Genomic DNA, 20,440 nt, shown 5'->3' on the forward strand with positions numbered 1-20,440 from the left:
CGTGCAACTGTTCAGGTTGATGGTTCACCGGTGGGAAGGGACCGAGCCATGCCACGGCCTGTCCTCAAAAAGGACGACCAGGATCCTGTCGGTCTCCTTCCCACCCCAAACATAGCATGGGAACAACACACAGGATCCCAGGGTCTGCGCGACGCTTTGAGTCGCTTCGCCCTAGGATGAACGAAGTGATGAGGGGCGCTCGCCCCTTACTTCCCAGCCGTGCTCACCGGCTCCAGCGTCTTCGGCGTCGTCAGCCGGCCATGTCCCGACACGGCATTGCCGGCATCCGGCGCCAGCCGCATGAATGACACGGACGCTGCCGCCGACACCGCCGCCACGATGAAGAAGGCGATGTGGAAATCGCCGAGCGCCAGCGGTCCGCCATGGATCGAGGTCGAGACTTCCAGGATGCCGCCGGCCAGCGCCACGCCGAGCGCGATCGACAGTTGCTGGAACACCGCCGTGATCGGCGTTGCCTTGCTGGTGTCTTCAGCCGTCACCTCGGCATAGGAGAGCGCGTTGACGCCGGTGAAGAACATCGAGCGGATGAAGCCGCCGACCAGCAATATCGCCAGCATCAGCGCGTAAGGCGTCTCCGGCGTGAACAGGCCGTATATGGCGATCGATGCCGCGGCGATCAGCGAGCCCCAGATCAGCACCCGGCGGAACCCCGCAAGCCGGAAGATCAGCGCGGTAACGAATTTCATGCCAATGGCGCCGATGGCCGAGACGAAGGTGATCATGCCCGACTGGAACGGCGTCAGCCCGAAGCCGATCTGGAACATCAGGGGCAACAGGAACGGCACCGCGCCGATGCCGATGCGAAACAGCGAGCCGCCGAGCACCGAGGAGCGGAACACCTGGTTGCGGAACAGTTCCAGCGCCAGCAGCGGGTTCTTGGCGCGCCGCGCATGCAGCAGATAGAGCACGCCGGAAATCAGCCCGACCGCCACGGTGATGAGGCCGGTCGCCGGCGGCAGATAGGGCAGGCTGACCACCGACAGGCCAAAGACGACGCCGGAGGCCGCCAGCCCGCTCAGCACGAAACCGACGAAATCGAGCGGCGGCGTCTCCATCGAGTCGGTTTGCGGCAGGAAGCGCGTCGCCAGCCAGATGCCGATCAGGCCGATCGGCACGTTGATCAGAAAGATCCAGTGCCAGGTGAAATAAGTGGTGATGAAGCCGCCGATCGGTGGTCCGACGAGCGGTCCGACCAGCGCCGGCACCGTCAGCCACGACATGGCGGCAACCAGCTCGCTCTTCGGCGTCGCGCGCACCAGGACCAGCCGGCCGACCGGCGTCATCATGGCGCCGCCTATGCCTTGCAGGAAGCGCGAGACGACAAAGGCCGGCAGCGAGTTGGAGACGGCGCAGCAGACCGAGCCGACGATGAACACGCCGATCGCGGCGCGAAAAATGGTCTTGGCGCCAAACCGGTCGGCCATCCAGCCGCTGATCGGAATGAAGATGGCCAGCGACACCAGATAGGCGGTCAGCGCCAGCTTGAGCGCGATCGGGCTGGTGTGGATGTCGACGGCGATCGCCGGCAGCGATGTCGCAATGACGGTCGAATCCATGTTTTCCATGAACAAGGCGACCGCCAGAATGAGCGGAATGATGCGGTTCAACGAACGCGTCCGAATTGGCCAAAATTGCGTGCCGGCCAATCCAGGCAATGAAAAGGCGGGGCAAGCGATACGAACCGGCGGTTATCACGCCTCAGGCGCGATGTCGCATTAATTTGCTGTCACTTTTGTGCGACCGTGGGCGGACAAGAGGCGTCGCTGCGTTTCGCCACATTGAATGAACTTGCGAAAATTGACCGGGTTCACTATGCTGTAGTGAATATAACTACTATATGGACAATGCCATGGAAGAAGCCGTTTCCGCAGCCGACGCCAACCGCAAATTCTCGCTCCTCCTGCGCGGTGTCCGCGAAGGACAGAGCTATGTCGTGACCAGCCATGGGCGTCCCGTGGCGCGGATCGTGCCTGCAGGGCAGCCCGACCCTGCGGCGTCTCGTTCGCGCACAGCGCTGCTGTCGCGCCTCGAACGCCAGCCTGTTGTAGAAGCCGGGCGCTGGAGCCGCGACGAGCTTTACGAGGACGAGCGGTGAAGGTCGCGCTCGATACCAACATCCTTGTTTATGCCGAGGGGATCAACGGAGCCGAGAAGCGCGACATCGTTTTCGGCCTGCTGCACGACATTGCGCAAGAGGCAGCCGTCATTCCAGTCCAAGTGCTCGGCGAATTGTTCACCGTTCTCACACGCAAGGCCGGACGATCACGTGCACAAGCGCGCGACGCCCTGTTGAGCTGGCGCGACGCGTTTCCGGTTGTCGGCACGACGCCGGAGGTGATGACGGTCGCGGCTGATCTTGCGACCGATCACCATTTCGGCATCTGGGATGCGACCATCCTGTCTGTTGCCTCGCAAACCGGTTGCCGGCTGCTGCTGTCGGAAGATCTGCAGGACGGCTTCACCTGGGGCGGCGTAACGGTCGTCAATCCTTTCGCGTCACCGCGCCATGTCTTGCTCGATGCCCTGTTGGGCAAGTCCGCCGAATAGGCCACGACCGGCTTTTCAACCACGCCGCGACGTGTTACCAGCCAGCGCCAATCCTGAAAGGGAAGAAACGAGTCGGCGCTGTCCATTTCGGTCCAGCGCTTTTTTGTATTCTCCCAGCGCTTTTCGTATCCGAGGACTGGCCATGGCAAAAATCATCGAAACGTCCACCGGCGCGCTGGCGCTGACCTTTGACGACGTGCTGTTGCAGCCCGGTCATTCCGAGGTCATGCCCGGTGAGACCGACATCCGCACCCGCATCGCCACCGACATCGACCTCAACGTGCCGATCCTGTCGGCCGCCATGGACACCGTCACCGAGGCGCGGCTCGCCATCGCCATGGCGCAGGCCGGCGGCATCGGCGTCATCCACCGCAATTTCTCGCCGGCCGAACAGGCCGAGCAGGTTCGCCAGGTCAAGAAGTTCGAATCGGGCATGGTCATCAATCCGGTCACCATCGGCCCCGACGCCACGCTCGCCGACGCGCTGGCGCTGATGCGCACCTATTCCATCTCGGGCATTCCGGTTGTCGAGAATGGCGGCACCGGCGGCCAGAAGATCGGCCGCCTGGTTGGTATCCTGACCAACCGCGACGTGCGCTTCGCCTCCGATCCGGGGCAGAAAGTTTACGAATTGATGACCCGTGAGAACCTGATCACGGTCAAGGAGAATGTCGACCAGGACGAGGCCAAGCGGCTGCTGCACCAGCACCGCATCGAAAAGCTCGTCGTCGTGGACAAGTCCGGCAATTGCGTCGGCCTGATCACCGTCAAGGACATCGAGAAGTCGCAGCTCAACCCGCACGCCACCAAGGATGCGCAGGGGCGCCTGCGGGCGGCGGCCGCCACCAGCGTCGGCGATGACGGCTTCGAGCGCGCCGAGCGGTTGATCGATGCCGGTGTCGACCTCCTGGTCATCGACACCGCGCATGGCCATTCGCAGCGCGTGCTCGATGCGGTGACGCGGGCCAAGAAGCTTTCCAATTCCGTCCGCATCCTGGCCGGCAACGTCGCCACCGCCGAAGGCACGCAGGCGCTGATCGACGCCGGCGCCGATGCCGTCAAGGTCGGCATCGGCCCGGGCTCGATCTGCACCACGCGCATCGTCGCCGGCGTCGGCGTGCCGCAGCTTTCGGCGATCATGTCGGCGGTCGAGACGGCGCATAGATCAGGCGTGTCGGTCATCGCCGACGGCGGCATCAAATATTCGGGTGACCTGGCCAAGGCGCTTGCCGCGGGCGCCAGTGCGGCCATGATCGGTTCGCTGCTGGCCGGCACCGACGAAAGCCCGGGCGAGGTCTATCTGCATCAGGGCCGCTCCTTCAAGGCCTATCGCGGCATGGGCTCTGTCGGCGCCATGGCGCGCGGCTCGGCCGATCGCTACTTCCAGGCCGAGGTTCGCGACACGCTGAAACTGGTCCCGGAAGGCATTGAAGGGCAGGTGCCCTACAAGGGACCTGTGTCTGGCGTGCTGCACCAGCTTGCGGGAGGGCTAAAAGCCGCTATGGGTTATGTCGGTGGCCGCGACCTTGCCGATTTTCGCGAACGCGCCACCTTTGTGCGCATATCCAACGCCGGACTTCGTGAAAGCCACGCCCATGACGTCACGATTACCCGCGAAAGCCCGAACTATCCTGGCGGAGCCTGACCGGCAGCCAGAGCGGTACATGCTCTGGCGCCACCAGGCGACGATCGTGCTGCGGCTGGCGCGCCATGCCGGCGCGCTGTGCTTTGCCGCCGCGGCGGTTTTCATCATCATGACGCTGCTGGAATTCTTCTATTTCCGCCGGCTGAGCGGTGGCCTGCCGTCGCTCGACGTGCGCCTTGGCGGGTTCACGCCCGATGAGGGCATGGCCTGGCTGACGGCACTCGGCCGACGCGGCAGCGAGATCATCCTGGTCTGGCACTATTTGACTTTCGACCTTCTCTTCCCGGCGCTGCTGTCGCTGACCATGGTCAGCCTGATCCTGGCAACGGGGCGGCGGCTGAAGAATTTTCGTGCCATGCCGGTGCAGCTTCAGGCGCTGTTCGCGCTGGTCATCGTGCTGCCCTACACATGCGCCGACTACGCCCAGAACATTGCGGTGGCGCGGCTCTTGTCCGATGCGCTGTCGGCCAACCCGGATTCTCTGTCTTTCGCCTCGTCGCTGATCGTCACCAAATTCGCGCTGCTGGCGATCCCCGTCATCGTCATCGCGTTTTTGATCCTTGCCGCCCAGCGGCGTCCACAGGCATGAACGACAGAGCAGGGGCAACGCCATGAGCCAGACCGCGATTTTCTGGCCGATGCTGGCGCAGGTGTTGCTCGTCTATATCGTCTATGTCGTGATGGGCCGGCGCCGCTACGGCGCGGTCAAATCGGGCGAGGCCAAGGTCGGTCAATACAAGGTGCGCACGACCGAGCCCGGGTCGAGCGTCACGGTTGCCAACAATCTCATCAACCAGTTCGAACTGCCGGTGCTGTTCTATGTGCTGTGCCTGGCGCTGCACGCGACCAATGGCGTCAATTATCTGACCCTGGCGTTGATGTGGATTTTCGTTATTTCCCGCTATGGCCACGCCTGGGTCCACCTCACCAGCAACAATCTGCGGTTTCGCAGCCGCGCCTTCTACGTCGGCGCGATCATTCTCTTGTTGGCATGGATCTGGTTCGCGCTACACCTGCTCGGAGCGGTGTAGGGCAGTCGTTTACCCTCCCCCTTGTGGGGAGGGTCGCTCCGCGCAGCGGAGCGGGGTGGGGGTCTACAAATCGAACACCGCGATCTTGCGCTTGTCGAACTTGATGCCGATTTCGCCGCGCACCAGCTTCAGTGCGGCTTCGCCGAACACGGCGCGTCGCCAGCCCTGCAGGGCCGGCACGTCGGCATCCTCGCCCTCGGCGGCGATGCGGTCGATGTCGTCGCTGGACGCCAGCACTTTCGAGGCGACGCCTTCCTTCTCGGCGACGATCCGCAACAGCACTTTCAACAGCTCGGAGGCGGCATTGGAGCCCTCGGGCGGCTGAAAGCTCTTGGGCAGCTTCGGCATTTCTTCGCGGGGCAAAGCGAGCGCCGTGTTGACCGCGCCGAGCAGCGCCGTTGCCGTCGATGACCGTTCCCAGCCTTTCGGCGTGGTGCGCAGCTTGCCAAGGGCTGCCGCATCGCGCGGCGCCTGCTGGGCGACCTCGTATATGGCGTCGTCCTTGAGCACCCGGCCGCGCGGCACGTCACGCTCGCGCGCCTCGCGTTCGCGCCATGCCGCCACCGTCTGCACGATCGCCAGCTCCTGCGGCTTGCGCAGCCGCATCTTCAGCCGCTTCCAAGCGTCTTCGGGGTGCGGATCGTAGGTCTCGCGCGAAGTCAGCACCTCCATTTCCTCGTTTAGCCAATGGGCGCGGTTTTCCCGCTCCAGTTCGGCGCTGAGATGCTTGTAGACGTCGATCAGATGGGTGACGTCGGCCAAGGCATAGTCGAGTTGCTTGTCCGACAGCGGCCGGTGGCGCCAGTCGGTGAAACGCGAGGATTTGTCGAGCCGTGCGCCGGTGATGCGCTGCACCAGCTGATCGTAGGAGACGCTGTCGCCGAAGCCGCAGACCATGGCCGCGACCTGGGTGTCGAACACCGGATGGGGCACCAGATCGCCGAGATGGACGATGATTTCAATGTCCTGGCGCGCGGCATGGAAAACCTTGACCACCGCCTCATTGGCCATCAGCCGGAAGAACGGGGCGAGGTTGATGTCGGGCGCCAGCGGGTCGATCAGCGCGGTGACGCCGGGCGCCGCCATCTGGATCAGGCACAGAATCGGCCAGAATGTCGTTTCGCGGATGAATTCGGTGTCGACGGTGACGAAATCCGACTTTTCAAAAGCGGCGAGAACGGACTCGAGCTCATTTTGGGTGGTGATGACGTGCATCAAATCGCTTTTTAGTAACGGGTAAGGTTCTCTTTCAATTTCAGCCATGGGCGCTTTCGTCAAGCCGCCCTTCGGTCAAGTATCAGCCGATCCGTCGGAATCGCCATTCCTGCGCGCCAGCCGCGCGAAGACGGTTGATGTGCGCAGCAGCGCCGTGAAGCGGCTGCGCTTGCCCGCCGGCACGCTGCCGCGCACCTGCATGCGGTAGAGAATGACGGCGATGAGGGTGGCGTAGACGACTGCGCTGAAGACAAACAGGGCGCCCGGTCCGAAATGTTGCATCACTGCGGACGCCGCGAAGGGGCCACCAATGGCGCCGAAGGAATAGAACAGCATCAAGGCGGCGTTGATCAGCACGAACTCGCCCTTGTCGGCGCGGTCGTTGGAATGCGCCGCCGACAGCGAATAGAGCGGCATGGCGAAGCTGCCGAAGATGAAGACGATGATCAAATTGAGGGTCGGATCGGCGCCGGCGACGAAGACCAGCGCCAGCGCGGCGAACATGGCGCCGCATGTCGTGGCCAAAAGCACCGCGCGCCGATCCCAGCGGTCGGAGAGGTAGCCCAGCGGATACTGGATGAGGGCGCCGCCGAAGATGCCGACGCTGACGAAGGTGACGACATCGGCCACCGACATGCCGATCTGTTCGGCATAGACTGGCGACAGCGTGCGGAACGCGCTGTTGGTGACGCCGACGCAGATGCAGCCGAAGCAGCCGAGCGGCGAAATCCGCCAGACGCGGGCGAGATCGAGCTTGACGTCTTCCGGCGGCGTCGGGTTGGAGCGGTCGCCGAGCGACACCGGAACCAGCGACAGCGTGATCATCATCGACATGATGGCGAAGATGGCAAAGCCGCCGGGGCCGAAGATCGGGATCAGGAACTGTGCGCCGGTCACCGAGCCGATATCGACCATGCGGTAGATGGCCAGCACGCGCGCACGATCCTTGTTTTCGACGCCGGAGTTCAGCCAGGCTTCCATGACGGTGAACAGGCCGGCAAAGCAGAAACCGCCGGCAAAGCGCACCGCGCACCACATCACCGGATCGATCACCAGCACCAGGAGCAGCGTACTGGCCGCGGCGATGGCGGCCAGTGCTGAAAACGTCCGGACATGGCCGACTGCCTTGAGGATACGGGTGACGGCCAGGCACCCCAACAGGAAGCCGGCGAAATAGAACGTGCCCATCAGGCCGATGTCGGAGGCCGAAAATCCTTCCTGCGCGCCGCGCAGCGCGATCAGCGTGCCCTGCAGCCCGTTGCCGCCAAGCAGGATGCCGGCGGCGATGAGGAGCGGGATCAGCGGGCGGATGGAGGACATACGGAACCGTTGCTTAGGTGGCTCCACAGTTCTGAACCATCGGTGTGGCCAATGCCAGTGGCTTGTCCCGCCGCCAACAGGTGTGTGGCTTCAAGTGCGGCCGTTCAAGCTCCGTCGGCCCTCGCCAAAGCTTCGCTCGCCGGCGCAGGCTTGCCCCGGGCAGCCCTTCGGCCAAGCGAGCCGGCGGTCAGCAGGCTGAGCATGATGAACGGGATGCCGATACCGAAGGCCGAGCGGATGCCCCAATGGTCGGAGACGAAACCGAGCAGCGGCGGGCCGAGCAGGAAGGCGACGAAGGAAATCTGCGACAGCGCCGCGACATTGATCGTCGCGGAGCGGTCCGTCCGCTGGGCTGCCGCCGAGATCGCCAGCGGAAAGAGCACGCTGCTGCCAATGCCAAGTAGCGCAAAGCCCAGCATCGATACGAGCGGGGCAGGCGAGAAGAAGACGAGCAGCACGCCCACCGCCATCGTCGCCAGCAGCACCCGCGCCACGACGCTCGGCGAGTGGCGGTCGACAAAGGAGTCGGCAAAGAAGCGCGTGCTCGCTTGCGAGAATGCAAACAGCGCCACGGTGAAGCCGGCGACGAAAGGGCCCGCATCGAACACGGTGCGCATGTAGATTGCCGACCAGTCGATGCTGGCGCCTTCCATCAGCATCGCCGACAGTGTCACCGCGACGAGGACGAGGATCGGCAGCGTCGGCCGCGCCAGCCTTGGCGCCGTCTCGTCATTGCCGGCGAAGCGGCTCGGCGCCGGTTCGTAACCGCCGAGAAACAGCGCGATTCCTGTCGCCACCATCGGTACGACAATCGCCAGGTGCAGTTGCGGCGAAATGCCGAGATGCGCAAGCGCGGCGCCGAACAGGCCGGCGCCGAAAAAGCCGATGCTCCAGAACGAATGCGCCCGGTTCATGATCCGGCGCTTGAGCAGGAATTCGGTTCTATCGGCCTCGACATTGAGAATGATCTCGACGCTGCCGATCATCAGGCCGACCGGAAACAGCATCAGGAACAGCGCAAGCGGCCCAGGCGCATGCACGGCAATGGCAAAGACAACCGACAAAAGCGGCACCAGCCCGAGCAGCGCGCGGCGGAAGCCGATGCGCTCCAGGATCGGCGCCGCCAGCGTCAGCGCGGTCAAGGTGCCGATCGGCGTCCCGATCAGGCTTAGCCCGAGCGTGCCGTCCCCGATGCCCATGGCGTGCTTGATGTCGGGCAGCCGCGGGAAGATTTGGCCCATGGCGAACGAATAGATCGCAAAGCCGGCGTAGACCCGGTGTTGCGGAGCGAGGCGGAGGCCAAAGGTCATGACGATGCTTTCGGGGAAGAGAGTCGACGGTTGTCACTGTTTGATATGCCTACATCTTGCACAAACATGCAAATCGTGCAAGAACGTGCATGGAAAAAAACAGGATCATGCAATGCTGACCGATGAGCGGCATCAAATTATTCGCGATCGCCTGGCCGTCGAGGGAAGGGTGCTGGCCGGCGAGCTGGCAGGCCGCTTCGGCGTTTCGGAAGACACGGTTCGGCGCGACCTCAGGGAGTTGGCCAAGGCCGGGCAGTGCCGCCGCGTCTATGGCGGCGCGGTCGCGGCCGCACCCTTCGCGGCCACGCCGGTCGGCCTGCGCGCCGGCCATGCGGTCGAAGAAAAGACGCGGCTGGCCCGCGCGACCGTGGCACTGCTTTCGCGCGGACAGACCCTGTTCATCGACAGCGGCTCGACCAATGCCGCGATCGCCAGGGCCATCCCGCGCGACATCGATCTGACCGTCGCCACCAATTCGCTCGAAATTGCCTCCGTCCTGTCAGACCACGCTTTGGTCGAACTGATTGTGCTGGGCGGGCGGTTCGACCGCCATCTCGGCGCCTGCGTCGGCGCCGACACGCTTGCCGCTGTCGCGCAACTTGGCGCGGACCTGTTTGTTCTCGGCTCCTGCGGTCTCGATGCGTCGCGCGGCGTCACGGCCTTCGATTCGGCTGAGGCCGAGGTAAAGCGGGCCATGGCCAAGAACAGCGCAGGCATCGTCATCGCTGTAACCAACGACAAGCTGGCCACAGCCGCACCCTACCGGGTTGCCAGGCCAGAGGCGATCCGCCACCTCGTGGTCGAAAAGACCGCGCCGGCCGCAATCCTCGCCGACTTCGAACGCCAGGGCGCCGAAATCCATTTGGCTTAAACGGAGCTCGGCGCGCGGGCAGTCCGGGACGCAGCATGGGCGACGAACACTTCGACATCTTCCTTTGAATAGCCGAGAAGGGCTCCTTCAAGCCTCGCCAGATCATTCGATGTGAAGATGTCAAAGGCCTCTCCGCTGCGGCACATTCTGGAGATCAACAAGCTCAGTTTGCAGCGCCATTCTTCTGTCGGCAGGCAGTAGCAGCGCTCTTCCACTGAGGTTTTAGGAACAATCTGGGTGAACTTCAGGATGCGACCTTCGTCGACAAACGGTGCAAAACCTGCATCGCCAATATCGTCGGCGTCCATACCCGGTTCCGCCGCGAACAAGGCCATTGATTTGTCGCCCTGAAGCATCAGCTCCAATTCGCGGCCATTATGTGGCCCGACACCCGGCGGGACTGTGGGTTCTGGCATGAAGTATCTCCAGATCATTCGATGACTGCACTGTCGCGAGAAACACTTCTGGCGGCAATGCGCCAAGCCTGGCAAAGACTTCAACACTGACTAGCGGATAGAGAGACGACCCAAACCCGGCTTGCCTTGACAAATCGGGCCTCCCATGCGCTTTTCGCGCAAATTTTGGACCGGGCTTTGATGCTCGACCCACAACCCAGCACCCCGGAATTTTGACATGACAATGCATCGTTACCGCAGCCACACCTGTGCCCAGTTGAGAAAGAGCGATGTCGGCTCTTCGGTTCGCCTGTCGGGCTGGGTGCATCGCGTGCGCGACCATGGCGGCCTGCTGTTCATCGATCTGCGCGACCATTACGGCCTGACCCAGATCGTCGCCGATCCGGATTCGCCCGCCTTCAAGGTGGCCGAGACGCTGCGTGGCGAATGGGTGATCCGCGTCGACGGCGAGGTCAAGGCGCGCCTGCCGGACACCACCAACGCCAACCTGCCGACCGGCGAGATCGAGATCTTTGCCCGCGAGATCGAGGTGCTGTCGGCAGCCAAGGAATTGCCGCTGCCGGTGTTCGGCGAGCCCGACTATCCCGAAGACATCCGCCTGAAGTACCGTTTTCTCGACCTGCGCCGCGAGACGCTGCACAGGAACATCGTGGCGCGCACGAAAATCATCGCCGAGATGCGCAAGCGTATGACCGATGTCGGCTTCACCGAATTCTCGACGCCGATCCTGACGGCCTCGTCGCCGGAAGGCGCGCGCGACTTCCTGGTGCCGTCGCGCATCCATCCCGGCACCTTTTACGCGCTGCCGCAGGCGCCGCAGCAGTACAAGCAACTGATCATGGTTTCGGGCTTCGACCGCTATTTCCAGATCGCGCCCTGCTTCCGCGACGAGGACCCGCGCGCCGACCGTCTGCCCGGCGAATTCTACCAGCTCGACCTCGAAATGAGCTTCGTCGAGCAGGACGACGTGCTGTCGACCATGGAACCGGTGATGCGCGGCGTCTTCGAGACCTTCGCCAACGGCAAGCCGGTGACGCAGACATTCCAGCGCATTCCTTACGATGTCGCCATGCGCAAATATGGCTCCGACAAGCCGGACCTGCGCAACCCGATCGAGATGCAGGCCGTCTCCGACCATTTTCGCGATTCCGGCTTCAAGGTCTTCGCCAACATCCTGGCCAACGATCCGAAGGCCGAAGTGTGGGGCATTCCGGCCAAGACCGGCGGCAGCCGCGCCTTCTGCGACCGCATGAACTCGTGGGCGCAGGGCGAGGGCCAGCCGGGACTGGGTTACATCTTCTGGCGCAAGGAAGGCGACAAGCTTGAAGGCGCCGGTCCGCTGGCCAAGAACATCGGCGAGGAGCGCACCGAGGCGATCCGCCAGCAGCTCGGCCTTGCCGATGGCGACGCCGCCTTCTTCGTCGCCGGCGATCCGAAGAAGTTCGTTACCTTCGCCGGTGCCGCGCGTACGCGTGCCGGCGAAGAACTGAACCTTGTCGACCGCGAGCGCTTCGAATTGTGCTGGATCGTCGACTTCCCGTTCTTCGAATGGAGCGAGGAGGAGAAGAAGATCGACTTCGCCCACAACCCGTTCTCGATGCCGCAAGGCGGTATCGACGCGCTCAACGGCGACGACCTGCTCGGCATCAAGGCCTTCCAGTACGACATGGTCTGCAACGGCTTCGAGATCGCCTCTGGCGGTATCCGCAACCATTTGCCGGAAACCATGGTCAAGGCGTTCGAGACGGTTGGCCTCGACCGCGCCACGGTGGAAGAACGCTTTGGTGGCCTCTACCGCGCCTTCCAGTATGGCGCCCCGCCGCATGGCGGCATGGCGGCCGGCGTCGACCGTGTCGTCATGCTGCTGGTCGGCGCCAAGAACCTGCGAGAGATCACCATGTTCCCGATGAACCAGCAGGCCTACGATTTGTTGATGAACGCGCCTTCGGAAGCCTCGCCGCAGCAGTTGCGTGATCTGTCGCTGCGTGTCGCGGCAGTGAAGAAGGACTGACGGCAGCGTTGCAGCTGCCCTTTCTCCCCGTCTCTATACGGGGAGAAATGTCCGGCAGGACAATGAGGGGCAGCACGCATGCAGGCGATTGGCGAACGGCCTTAGCAGTTGGCGCCTTCTGACAATCGGTTCAGCATCGAACTACAATTTGCACGCGTTGGCGCCGCCCCTCATCTGCCTGCCGGCACCTTCTCCCCGTATAGTGACGGGGAGAAGGGAGCGAACTTCGATCAGTCTTCGTTGGCCTTGACGTGGACGCCCAGCGTCTTGGTCAGGTCGGCCGGGTTGGACATGGCGCCGGCCATGATCAGCGCGAACGGCACCGCTGCCGGCGGCTCGGCCGAAATCTCGAGGCTCTTCGGATCGTCGAGGTACTTGCTCACCGCGGCCGTCACTTCGGCGGTCAGTTCGGGATTGTTGAGCTGCGCCATGCCGAACGGCACGATCGCCTTGGCCTGGTTGGCGATGTCCTTGCCCGACATGCCCTGCTGCTTGCCGACATATTCAAGCACCTTGCCGGTCAGCGAATCGTCGTCGAAGCGGATCGAGGCGCTGTTGAAGGAAAGCTGCTGCAAAAGGCCGAGCAGGGCCATGCCTTGCGCCGAATTGTCGGCGCCTTCGGGCTGCGCCGCCATCTTTTTCTGCATCTCCTGCAGCGACTTGACGAAGTCGACCGTGTAGCCGCCGAGGCCGAAGGTCATGCCGAGCGTGCCGGCATTCTCGACCGAGATATCGTATTTCGACAGGTCCATCTTGCCGTCGCTCGGCTGCCAGGTGCCGCCGATCTCGATATTGCCCGTTATGTTCTGGTAGCCGAGGGCCTCGATGGCTTCCTTGGACTTCGCATCGTCGACCAGGGTCAGGTCGGCGTTGAACTTTTCCGTGGTGGCGGAAAACTCCATCGCCTTGCCGTCGGCCGGCGGCGTGATCTGGACAGCAAGCCCATCCACCGAGAAGGCGGTCTTGTCGGCAACCTTGACCGTCAGGTTTTCGAGTTCGGCCGACTTGTAGATCATCATCGAGCCGAGCGGGCCTGTAGCGCCCTCGGCCGGGATGTTGGCGTCGTGGATGACGAAGGGGGTGAGGTTGAGCGTGACGCCGTCCTTGCTGTGCTCGAAGGCCGAAGTCGTGATGGTGGCGACATCGAAGCCGCCATTGGCTTCGGTCACGCCCTCGAGCTTGACGTCGCCGATCGGCAGCGCCTCCTTTTCGGCCGCCGGTTTGACCGACACGCCCTGCAGCACCATGCTGGAATTGTCGCCGGTAACGCCGGTCCAGGTGATATCGACGCCCTGGACGGCAAGTGCGGCCTTCAGTCGGTCGGCAACCGCCGTGTCTTGCGCAAAGGCGGCATTCAGCGGCAGCGTCAGCAAAAAGGTCGAAAAAGCAAGTTTCTTGAGTGTCGAACGTTGGATTGTCATCGCGAGTTCCCTGAGAGAGTCCTGAAAAAGTGTTTTCTCAATTCTACGCCATCACTATTCCGTGACGAACTGGACGGGAAAAAGGCGCTTTCCCGCAGAGTTGTCGAAAATCACGGCGAAAGGCAAATCGGAGCGGGAGCCTTCGCTCGATGCGGTGAATATGTCATGAAGGTCGGGCTCCCCTGCGTACCGTCTCCTGCCTTAGAGAGGGCGTGTAACAGATTGATGTTGGTTGGCAACAGCGCTGCTACCGGTGCTGTTGCACAGGGACGGCAAGCTGGAACATGAAGTTCGTCACATCCATCGTCGGACCTTGAGCCGCCCTCGTAAGCCAAAGGCTGCAAAGTGCGGATTTCCGCAGCCCCGCCTTGCCGCGAATCACCCGCTCGGCTAGTCCAGCCGCATGGGAAAAAGGATTTTGCCGCCTGAAAATGGCGGCGGTGACCACATCGAACCGGTGGATCTGAAGAAGGCGCTGGAAGAGCGCTATCTCGCCTATGCGCTGTCGACCATCATGCACCGGGCGCTGCCTGACGTGCGCGACGGGCTGAAGCCTGTGCATCGTCGCATCATGCATGCCATGCGACTGCTCAGGCTCAACCCCGACCAGGGCTTTGCCAAATGCGCCCGCATTGTCGGCGACGTGATGGGCAAGTTCCATCCGCACGGCGACCAGTCGATCTACGACGCGCTGGTGCGCCTGGCGCAGGATTTCTCCATGCGCTATCCCCTCGTCGACGGGCAGGGCAATTTCGGCAATATCGACGGCGATAACGCCGCCGCCATGCGCTATACCGAGGCGCGCATGACCGAGGTGGCGAGCGATTTGCTTGCCGGCATCACCGAGGACGCCGTCGATTTCCGGCCAACCTACAATGAGGAGGACGAGGAGCCCGTAGTGCTTCCCGGCGCCTTCCCGAATCTGCTCGCCAACGGTTCCTCCGGCATTGCGGTCGGCATGGCCACGTCCATCCCGCCGCACAATGCCGCCGAGCTTTGCAACGCAGCGCTGCAGTTGATCGAGCAGCCGGACGCGCCGGTGACAAAGCTGATGGAGTTCGTTCAGGGGCCGGATTTCCCGACCGGCGGCATCATCGTCGACAGCCGCGCATCCATCCTGGAGGCCTATGAGACCGGCCGCGGCGGTTTTCGCGTGCGCGCCAAATGGGGCCAGGAGGATCAGGGCAGGGGCACCTGGAGCATCGTCGTCACCGAAATCCCCTACGGCATCCAGAAGGCCAGGCTGATCGAGAAGATCGCCGAGCTTTTGATCGCGCGCAAATTGCCGCTGCTTGAGGATGTCAGGGATGAAAGCGCCGAGGACGTCCGCATTGTGCTCGTACCGAAGAGCCGTTCGGTCGATCCCGGCATTCTGATGGAATCGCTGTTCAAGCTGACCGAGCTCGAAAGCCGATTTCCCCTCAACATGAACGTTTTGTCGCGCGGCAAGGTGCCTAACGTCCTGTCGCTGAAGGGCGTGCTGAAGGAGTGGCTCGACCATCGGCGCGATGTGCTGATCCGCCGCTCGAAGCATCGGCTTGGCGAGATCGAGAAGCGGCTGGAAATCCTTGCCGGCTACCTGATCGCCTACCTCAACATCGACGAGGTCATCAGGATCATCCGCGAGGAGGATGAGCCCAAGCAGGTGATGATGGCCCGTTGGTCGCTCACCGACACCCAGGCCGAAGCCATCCTCAACATGCGGCTGCGGGCCTTGCGCAAGCTGGAAGAGTTCGAGATCCGCAAGGAGTTCGACGGTCTCACCACCGAGAAGAAGCAGATCGAGGCATTGCTCGCATCCGACGCCAAGCAATGGTCGACGATCAAATGGGAAGTCACGCAGGTTCGCGACAAGTTCGGCCCCGAGACCGAACTCGGCAAGCGCCGCACCCAGTTCGCCGACGCGCCGGAGCATGATCTGACCGACATTGCGCACGCCATGATCGAGCGCGAGCCGGTCACCGTGGTGGTCTCGGAAAAGGGCTGGCTGCGGGCGATGAAAGGCCATTTGGCGGACCATTCCACGCTCACCTTCAAGGAAGGCGACAGCCTCAAGCTCACCTTCCATGCCCAGACCACCGACAAGATCCTGGTCTTCACCACCGGCGGAAAATTCTACACCATCGGCGCCGACCGGCTGCCGGGCGGCCGCGGCCATGGCGAACCGATCCGCATCATCGTCGACATGGACAACGACCAGGACATCGTCACCGCCTTCGTCCACGACCCGAAGCGCAAGCTGCTGCTCGTCTCCTACGATGCCAATGGTTTCATCGTGCCGGAGGAGGAGGTCGTCGCCAACACCCGAAAGGGCAAGCAGGTGATGAACGTCAAGGCGCCCGACGAGGCCAAGGCCTGCATCCCGGTTTCCGGCGATCATCTCGCCATTGTCGGCGAGAACCGCAAGATGCTGGTGTTTGCGCTCTCCGAAATTCCGGAGATGGGCCGCGGCAAGGGCGTTCGCCTGCAGAAATACAAGGATGGCGGTCTGCTCGACCTGAAACCTTTCACGCTGGAGAGCGGCCTGTCCTGGCAGGATTCCGCTGACCGCACCTTCGTCAGGTCGCGCGAAGAGCTGGCCGAGTGGATCGGCGCGAGAGCGTCGGCCGGACGGATGGTGCCGAAGGGATTCCCGCGGACGGGGAAATTTGGTTGAAGCTGCTGATCTCCCCCCAAGTGGGGGAGATGGCCGGCAGGCCAGAGGGGGGCGCTGTCCCGCCAGCGCATCAAATGGTCATGGCTCGCCACTCGGTCGCAACTCTTGGGTCTTCAATGTCGGGTGCCAGGCTGGCGATCCTTCGCGCCCCCCTCTGTCCTGCCGGACATCTCCCCCACAAGGGGGGAGATCCCAAGGCATTTGGACTATCGTCACGATTGCGGCGCTATGACAGTGCATAAACGCTGTGTAGGCCGGGAGAATTGACCGTTTGAAGGAAGCGAAGATCCAGAAGCCGGAACGTCAGCAGCGCCTGTTCGGCCTGTCGACACCGCTCAGAGCCGCCGTCATTCCGCCGCTGTCGGCGGCGCGCTGGCTGTTGGTGCTGATCGTTGCCGCCGGCGTCTATTTCTTCCACGGGTTCCTGTTTCCCGTGCTGGCAGCCCTCGTCATTGCTTTTGCCAGCTGGCCGCTCTACCGCCGGCTGCTTGCCGGTGTCGGAGGCAACCGCACGGTCGCCGCGACGCTCGCCATCCTGTTCATCCTCGCCTTCCTGGTGGTGCCGATAGCGCTTGCCGGCACCTACGCCATCAACGAGGTCCGCGAATGGGTCGGCTGGGCGATCGAAACCAACAGGCACGGTGCGGTCACACCGCACTGGATCACCTCGCTGCCGGTCGTCGGCGAGTGGCTGAACCAACAGTGGACGGACAATTTCGGCCATCCCGGCGGCATCGGCGAACTGATCCAACTGGTCAGCGGCGCCAATATCGGCAGCATCTATCGCGGCGTGCTGGCGGCCGGCGGCAGCGCCTTCGGCCTGTTGCTGACGCTGCTGTTCATGATGATCGCGCTGTTCTTCGCCTATCGCGACGGCGCACACTTTGCCGGTCAGATCGACCGCCTCGGCGAACGCATCCTGCCGGCACGCTGGGAGCGGATTTCGCGCGTCGTACCGGCAACGATCTCGTCCACCGTCACCGGCATGACCGTGATCGCCATCGGCGAGGGGCTGGTGCTGGGCATCGCCTACTGGCTGGCCGGCGTGCCGTCGCCGGTGACGCTGGGCGCATTGACCGGCGTGATGGCGCTGATCCCCGGTGGCGCGCCGCTGTCGTTTACGCTTGTGTCGATCTACCTCGCCGCCAGCGGCTCGCCGATGGCGGGTCTGGCGCTGTTCATCTGGGGCGCAGTGGAACTGTTCATCGTCGACAAGACCTTGCGCCCGAAGCTGGTCGGCGGGCCGATCAAGCTGCCCTTCCTGCCGACCTTTTTCGGCCTGATCGGCGGCGTAAAGACAATGGGCTTTCTCGGCCTGTTCATCGGCCCGGTGCTGATGGCGCTGCTCGTCGCGATCTGGCGCGAATGGCTGCGCGAGGTGGAACTGGCCGAAGACACCGTTCCCGACGCGGCGGCCGAGCTCGAAGGCGGGCCGCCGCAGATCGAGATTGTCGCCGGCCCGGCGAAGAAAAGTCAGGCTGGGTAAGCGACGGCGAGCGCTGCCCGGCGCTTGCGCCCTTCATGCAACTGCCACAGGGAATGGGCAACCAGCGTGACGATCAGGATCACGCCGCCGATCAAGCTGTTGCGCGACGGCGTCTCGGCAAAGATCATCCATATCCAGACCGGCGCCAAAACCGTTTCCAGGAGATAGAACATCGCCACTTCCGGGCCTGAAATGTATTTCGGCCCGTTGGCTAGGCAGAAGAAGGCGAACGGCATGATGACGGCGCCGTTGAAAACGATCCACCATGGCGCTTCCACCTGGAAACCGGTCCTGGAGACCATGAGCGCCGCCAGCCCGAACGGCAGCAGGACGCCGGTCAGCGCGGTGAATCCCATATCCCTGCCGCTGGCGCGTGAAACGGTGATGGCGCAGGCAATCGCCAAGGCCGAACACAGCGCCATCACATCGCCGAACAGATTTCCCGTGCCGACGGAATCGCCGACGATGATCGCGATGCCGACGATCATCAGCGCCATTGCCGCAAGCGTCAGCGGCTGTGGTCGCTCCTTCAGGAACAGCCACGACAGCAGCGCCGAGAACATGGTGGAGAAGGCCAGGATGAAAACCAGATTGGCGGTCGAGGTGTTGTAGACGGCAGTGATGAAGGCGATTGCGCCGAGCCCGTAGAGGGTGGCGACGACGAGCCCCGACCAGCCGGGTATCAGCTGCGGAGCATTCTTGCTGAACGAGCGCCAGATGGCCCATACGATCAGCCCTGCCACGAAGGTGCAGCCGGTGCGCAGCAAAAGGATCGTCCAGGCTTCGCCATGGGCGAGCCGGATCAGGGGAATGTCGATGGTCAGCGCCAGCCCGCCAAGCGCGGTGAGCAGAAGTCCTTTGGTGTGGGCATTGTGAGAGGACATGCAACGGCTTTCGCAATGATTTGAGCAGATGCCGGTCGGCGCAATCGCCCCGCCAACGGGCGGAAAGACCAGCATCGTCTCGGCTGAAAATGTTTAGATCAGGATTTGGTAAGAAGAAAAATCAGCTCGTGACCGCTTCGTGGTCGTAGCGTTCCCAGCCCTTTGGGCCGAGATGCTCCTGCGGCATGAAGCGCATTTTATAGTTCATCTTGCGCGAGCCGTTGACCCAGTAGCCGAGATAGACATGGGGCAAGCCCATGGCCCGGGCGCGGGCGATATGGTCGAGGATCATGAAGGTGCCGAGCGAACGGTCCTCGAACTCGGGATTGAAGTAGGAATAGACCATCGACAGGCCATCGGCCATCTTGTCGGTCAGCGCCACGGCGATCAGCTCGCCCTGGCCCTTGCCGGTGATGAATGTGTCGGGGCCGCGGCGCCGGTATTCGATCACCTTGGTGTCGACATGGGTATCCTCGACCATCATGGCGTAGTCGAGCACCGTCATGTCGGACATGCCGCCGCGGCGATGGCGAGCGTCGAGATAGCCGCGAAACAGCGAATACTGCTCGGTCGACGGCTGCGCGTCGTGCATGGCGCCGATCAGATCGGAATTGCGCTGGATCACCCGCTTCATGTTGCGGCTGGCGGTGAACTCCTGCGCCAGGATGCGCACCGAGACGCAGGCGCGGCAGGTCTCGCAGGCGGGACGGTAAGCGATGTTCTGCGAGCGCCGGAAACCGCCTTGCGTCAACAGATCGTTCATCTCCGGCGCCTTGTCGCCGACCAGATGCGTGAACACCTTGCGTTCGAACTGGCCCTCGAGATACGGGCACGGCGATGGCGCGGTCAGGAAGAACTGCGGCGACTGGGTCGGATGGTGCGTCATCGAACCTTGGGAACACTCCTGCGAATCGCTCTACCTTTGGCTTGGCTGGCGAAAAATTCAACAGGATTGTGAAGGCGGGGTTGAACGGACCCCTTCACATTTGCGCACAAATGCCTGTTGGCGTCGGTTGGACGCCGGTTCAACGGTCGCTGCGGCTGACGACCGTGCCAAGCAGCAGGTCGTGCAGTGTGCGCTTGCGATCGGAAAACAGCGTCACCAGGAGGACGAGCGGCGTCAGGATGACCGTGCTCGCCCAGAACAGCACCGAATGGACAACGGCGGTGAGGCCGTCGATACGGCTGCCGTCGAGACGATCGAGCCGAATGCCCATCATCTTCATGCCTGATGTGGCCTGGTTGCGACCGCCCAGCGTGTTCCAGATGTAGAGAATGGCGACCGCCGGCACGAGGATGGAATACAGCGCCCAGCCAAGACCGAATGTCAAAAGGCCAAGCACGGCCACCAGGATCGCGAACGGAATGGTGAGCAGCGCCACGATGCAATAGTCGATTATGAAGGCCAGGATGCGCCGCGTGCGCACACCGTCATAGGCCCTGACGTCGTCGAGCCTGCTGGTGATGATTTCGCCGTCAAGTACGCGCGCGTTCATGTCATGTCCTCGTAACAGGCGCCACGCTAGGGTGCGCCGCCACTGAAATGGTGAAGACCGCGGGCGGAATCAAGATCGGTTCGTCCATCGGTCCGGGTCGGCAGTGTGGC

Annotated in this window: 18 protein-coding genes; 9 read left to right on the plus strand and 9 right to left on the minus strand. The window is 63.1% G+C overall.

Annotation, left to right across the window (positions count from 1 at the left end):
* Positions 1-206: 206 nt before the first annotated feature.
* On the minus strand, positions 207-1,628 hold the full coding sequence (locus ACYG97_RS05740) for an MFS transporter (protein ID WP_023734162.1): 1,422 nt from the start codon (positions 1,626-1,628) through the stop codon (positions 207-209).
* Positions 1,629-1,870: 242 nt separating this feature from the next.
* On the opposite strand from ACYG97_RS05740, the gene ACYG97_RS05745 reads away from it, so the two are divergent.
* The 5 genes from ACYG97_RS05745 to ACYG97_RS05765 all read left to right on the plus strand — a co-directional run bounded on the left by ACYG97_RS05745 (position 1,871) and on the right by ACYG97_RS05765 (position 5,244).
* Positions 1,871-2,116, plus strand: a complete 246-nt coding sequence (locus ACYG97_RS05745; RefSeq protein WP_023673036.1) for a type II toxin-antitoxin system Phd/YefM family antitoxin — start codon at positions 1,871-1,873, stop codon at positions 2,114-2,116.
* Positions 2,113-2,568, plus strand: coding sequence for a PIN domain-containing protein (locus tag ACYG97_RS05750; RefSeq protein WP_023673035.1), 456 nt, complete (start codon positions 2,113-2,115; stop codon positions 2,566-2,568). The genes ACYG97_RS05745 and ACYG97_RS05750 overlap by 4 nt, the downstream gene beginning before the upstream one ends.
* Positions 2,569-2,710: 142 nt before the next feature.
* Positions 2,711-4,213 (plus strand): IMP dehydrogenase, encoded by a 1,503-nt coding sequence (guaB, locus tag ACYG97_RS05755; RefSeq protein WP_023734161.1) that lies wholly within the window; start codon positions 2,711-2,713, stop codon positions 4,211-4,213.
* A gap of 19 nt (positions 4,214-4,232) precedes the next feature.
* Positions 4,233-4,802: a hypothetical protein gene (locus tag ACYG97_RS05760; protein WP_023749016.1), complete on the plus strand. Its 570-nt coding sequence runs from the start codon at positions 4,233-4,235 to the stop codon at positions 4,800-4,802.
* Positions 4,803-4,824: 22 nt separating this feature from the next.
* Complete coding sequence (locus ACYG97_RS05765) at positions 4,825-5,244, plus strand: MAPEG family protein (protein ID WP_023673032.1); 420 nt, start codon at positions 4,825-4,827, stop codon at positions 5,242-5,244.
* 63 nt (positions 5,245-5,307) lie between these two features.
* Here ACYG97_RS05765 and rnd read toward each other — a convergent pair whose 3' ends face one another.
* From rnd to ACYG97_RS05780, 3 genes are all read right to left on the minus strand, one after another.
* Positions 5,308-6,459, minus strand: coding sequence for a ribonuclease D (gene rnd / locus ACYG97_RS05770; protein WP_023682426.1), 1,152 nt, complete (start codon positions 6,457-6,459; stop codon positions 5,308-5,310).
* A 75-nt stretch (positions 6,460-6,534) separates the two neighbouring features.
* Positions 6,535-7,779 carry an MFS transporter gene (locus ACYG97_RS05775; RefSeq protein ID WP_023750462.1) on the minus strand — a complete coding sequence of 415 codons (1,245 nt, stop codon included), beginning with the start codon at positions 7,777-7,779 and terminating at the stop codon, positions 6,535-6,537.
* Positions 7,780-7,883: 104 nt separating this feature from the next.
* Positions 7,884-9,089 carry an MFS transporter gene (locus ACYG97_RS05780; protein ID WP_023734159.1) on the minus strand — a complete coding sequence of 402 codons (1,206 nt, stop codon included), beginning with the start codon at positions 9,087-9,089 and terminating at the stop codon, positions 7,884-7,886.
* A 112-nt stretch (positions 9,090-9,201) separates the two neighbouring features.
* Between ACYG97_RS05780 and ACYG97_RS05785 the strand changes: the two genes are divergently transcribed.
* A complete protein-coding gene (locus ACYG97_RS05785; protein WP_023734158.1) occupies positions 9,202-9,960 on the plus strand; it encodes a DeoR/GlpR family DNA-binding transcription regulator in 759 nt (252 codons plus the stop codon).
* On the opposite strand, the gene ACYG97_RS05790 is transcribed toward ACYG97_RS05785, so the two are convergent.
* Complete coding sequence (locus tag ACYG97_RS05790; protein ID WP_023734157.1) at positions 9,957-10,376, minus strand: hypothetical protein; 420 nt, start codon at positions 10,374-10,376, stop codon at positions 9,957-9,959. The genes ACYG97_RS05785 and ACYG97_RS05790 overlap by 4 nt on opposite strands.
* 223 nt (positions 10,377-10,599) lie before the next feature.
* Between ACYG97_RS05790 and aspS the strand changes: the two genes are divergently transcribed.
* Positions 10,600-12,387 carry an aspartate--tRNA ligase gene (gene aspS / locus ACYG97_RS05795; protein ID WP_023682421.1) on the plus strand — a complete coding sequence of 596 codons (1,788 nt, stop codon included), beginning with the start codon at positions 10,600-10,602 and terminating at the stop codon, positions 12,385-12,387.
* A gap of 230 nt (positions 12,388-12,617) precedes the next feature.
* Here aspS and ACYG97_RS05800 read toward each other — a convergent pair whose 3' ends face one another.
* Positions 12,618-13,808 (minus strand): hypothetical protein, encoded by a 1,191-nt coding sequence (locus ACYG97_RS05800; protein ID WP_023734156.1) that lies wholly within the window; start codon positions 13,806-13,808, stop codon positions 12,618-12,620.
* Between the two features lie 403 nt (positions 13,809-14,211).
* Here ACYG97_RS05800 and parC point away from each other — a divergent pair, with 403 nt between their 5' ends.
* Complete coding sequence (gene parC / locus ACYG97_RS05805; RefSeq protein ID WP_023715387.1) at positions 14,212-16,464, plus strand: DNA topoisomerase IV subunit A; 2,253 nt, start codon at positions 14,212-14,214, stop codon at positions 16,462-16,464.
* Positions 16,465-16,735: 271 nt separating this feature from the next.
* On the plus strand, positions 16,736-17,950 hold the full coding sequence (locus tag ACYG97_RS05810) for an AI-2E family transporter (protein WP_023715388.1): 1,215 nt from the start codon (positions 16,736-16,738) through the stop codon (positions 17,948-17,950).
* On the opposite strand, the gene ACYG97_RS05815 is transcribed toward ACYG97_RS05810, so the two are convergent.
* From ACYG97_RS05815 to ACYG97_RS05825, 3 genes are all read right to left on the minus strand, one after another.
* Positions 17,938-18,834: a DMT family transporter gene (locus ACYG97_RS05815; protein WP_023689526.1), complete on the minus strand. Its 897-nt coding sequence runs from the start codon at positions 18,832-18,834 to the stop codon at positions 17,938-17,940. The genes ACYG97_RS05810 and ACYG97_RS05815 overlap by 13 nt on opposite strands.
* 121 nt (positions 18,835-18,955) lie before the next feature.
* Positions 18,956-19,720 (minus strand): arginyltransferase, encoded by a 765-nt coding sequence (locus ACYG97_RS05820; RefSeq protein ID WP_023673021.1) that lies wholly within the window; start codon positions 19,718-19,720, stop codon positions 18,956-18,958.
* A 139-nt stretch (positions 19,721-19,859) separates the two neighbouring features.
* Positions 19,860-20,330, minus strand: a complete 471-nt coding sequence (locus tag ACYG97_RS05825; RefSeq protein ID WP_023673020.1) for an RDD family protein — start codon at positions 20,328-20,330, stop codon at positions 19,860-19,862.
* Positions 20,331-20,440: the final 110 nt, after the last annotated feature.

It is taken from the genome of Mesorhizobium sp. W067, assembly GCF_054719525.1.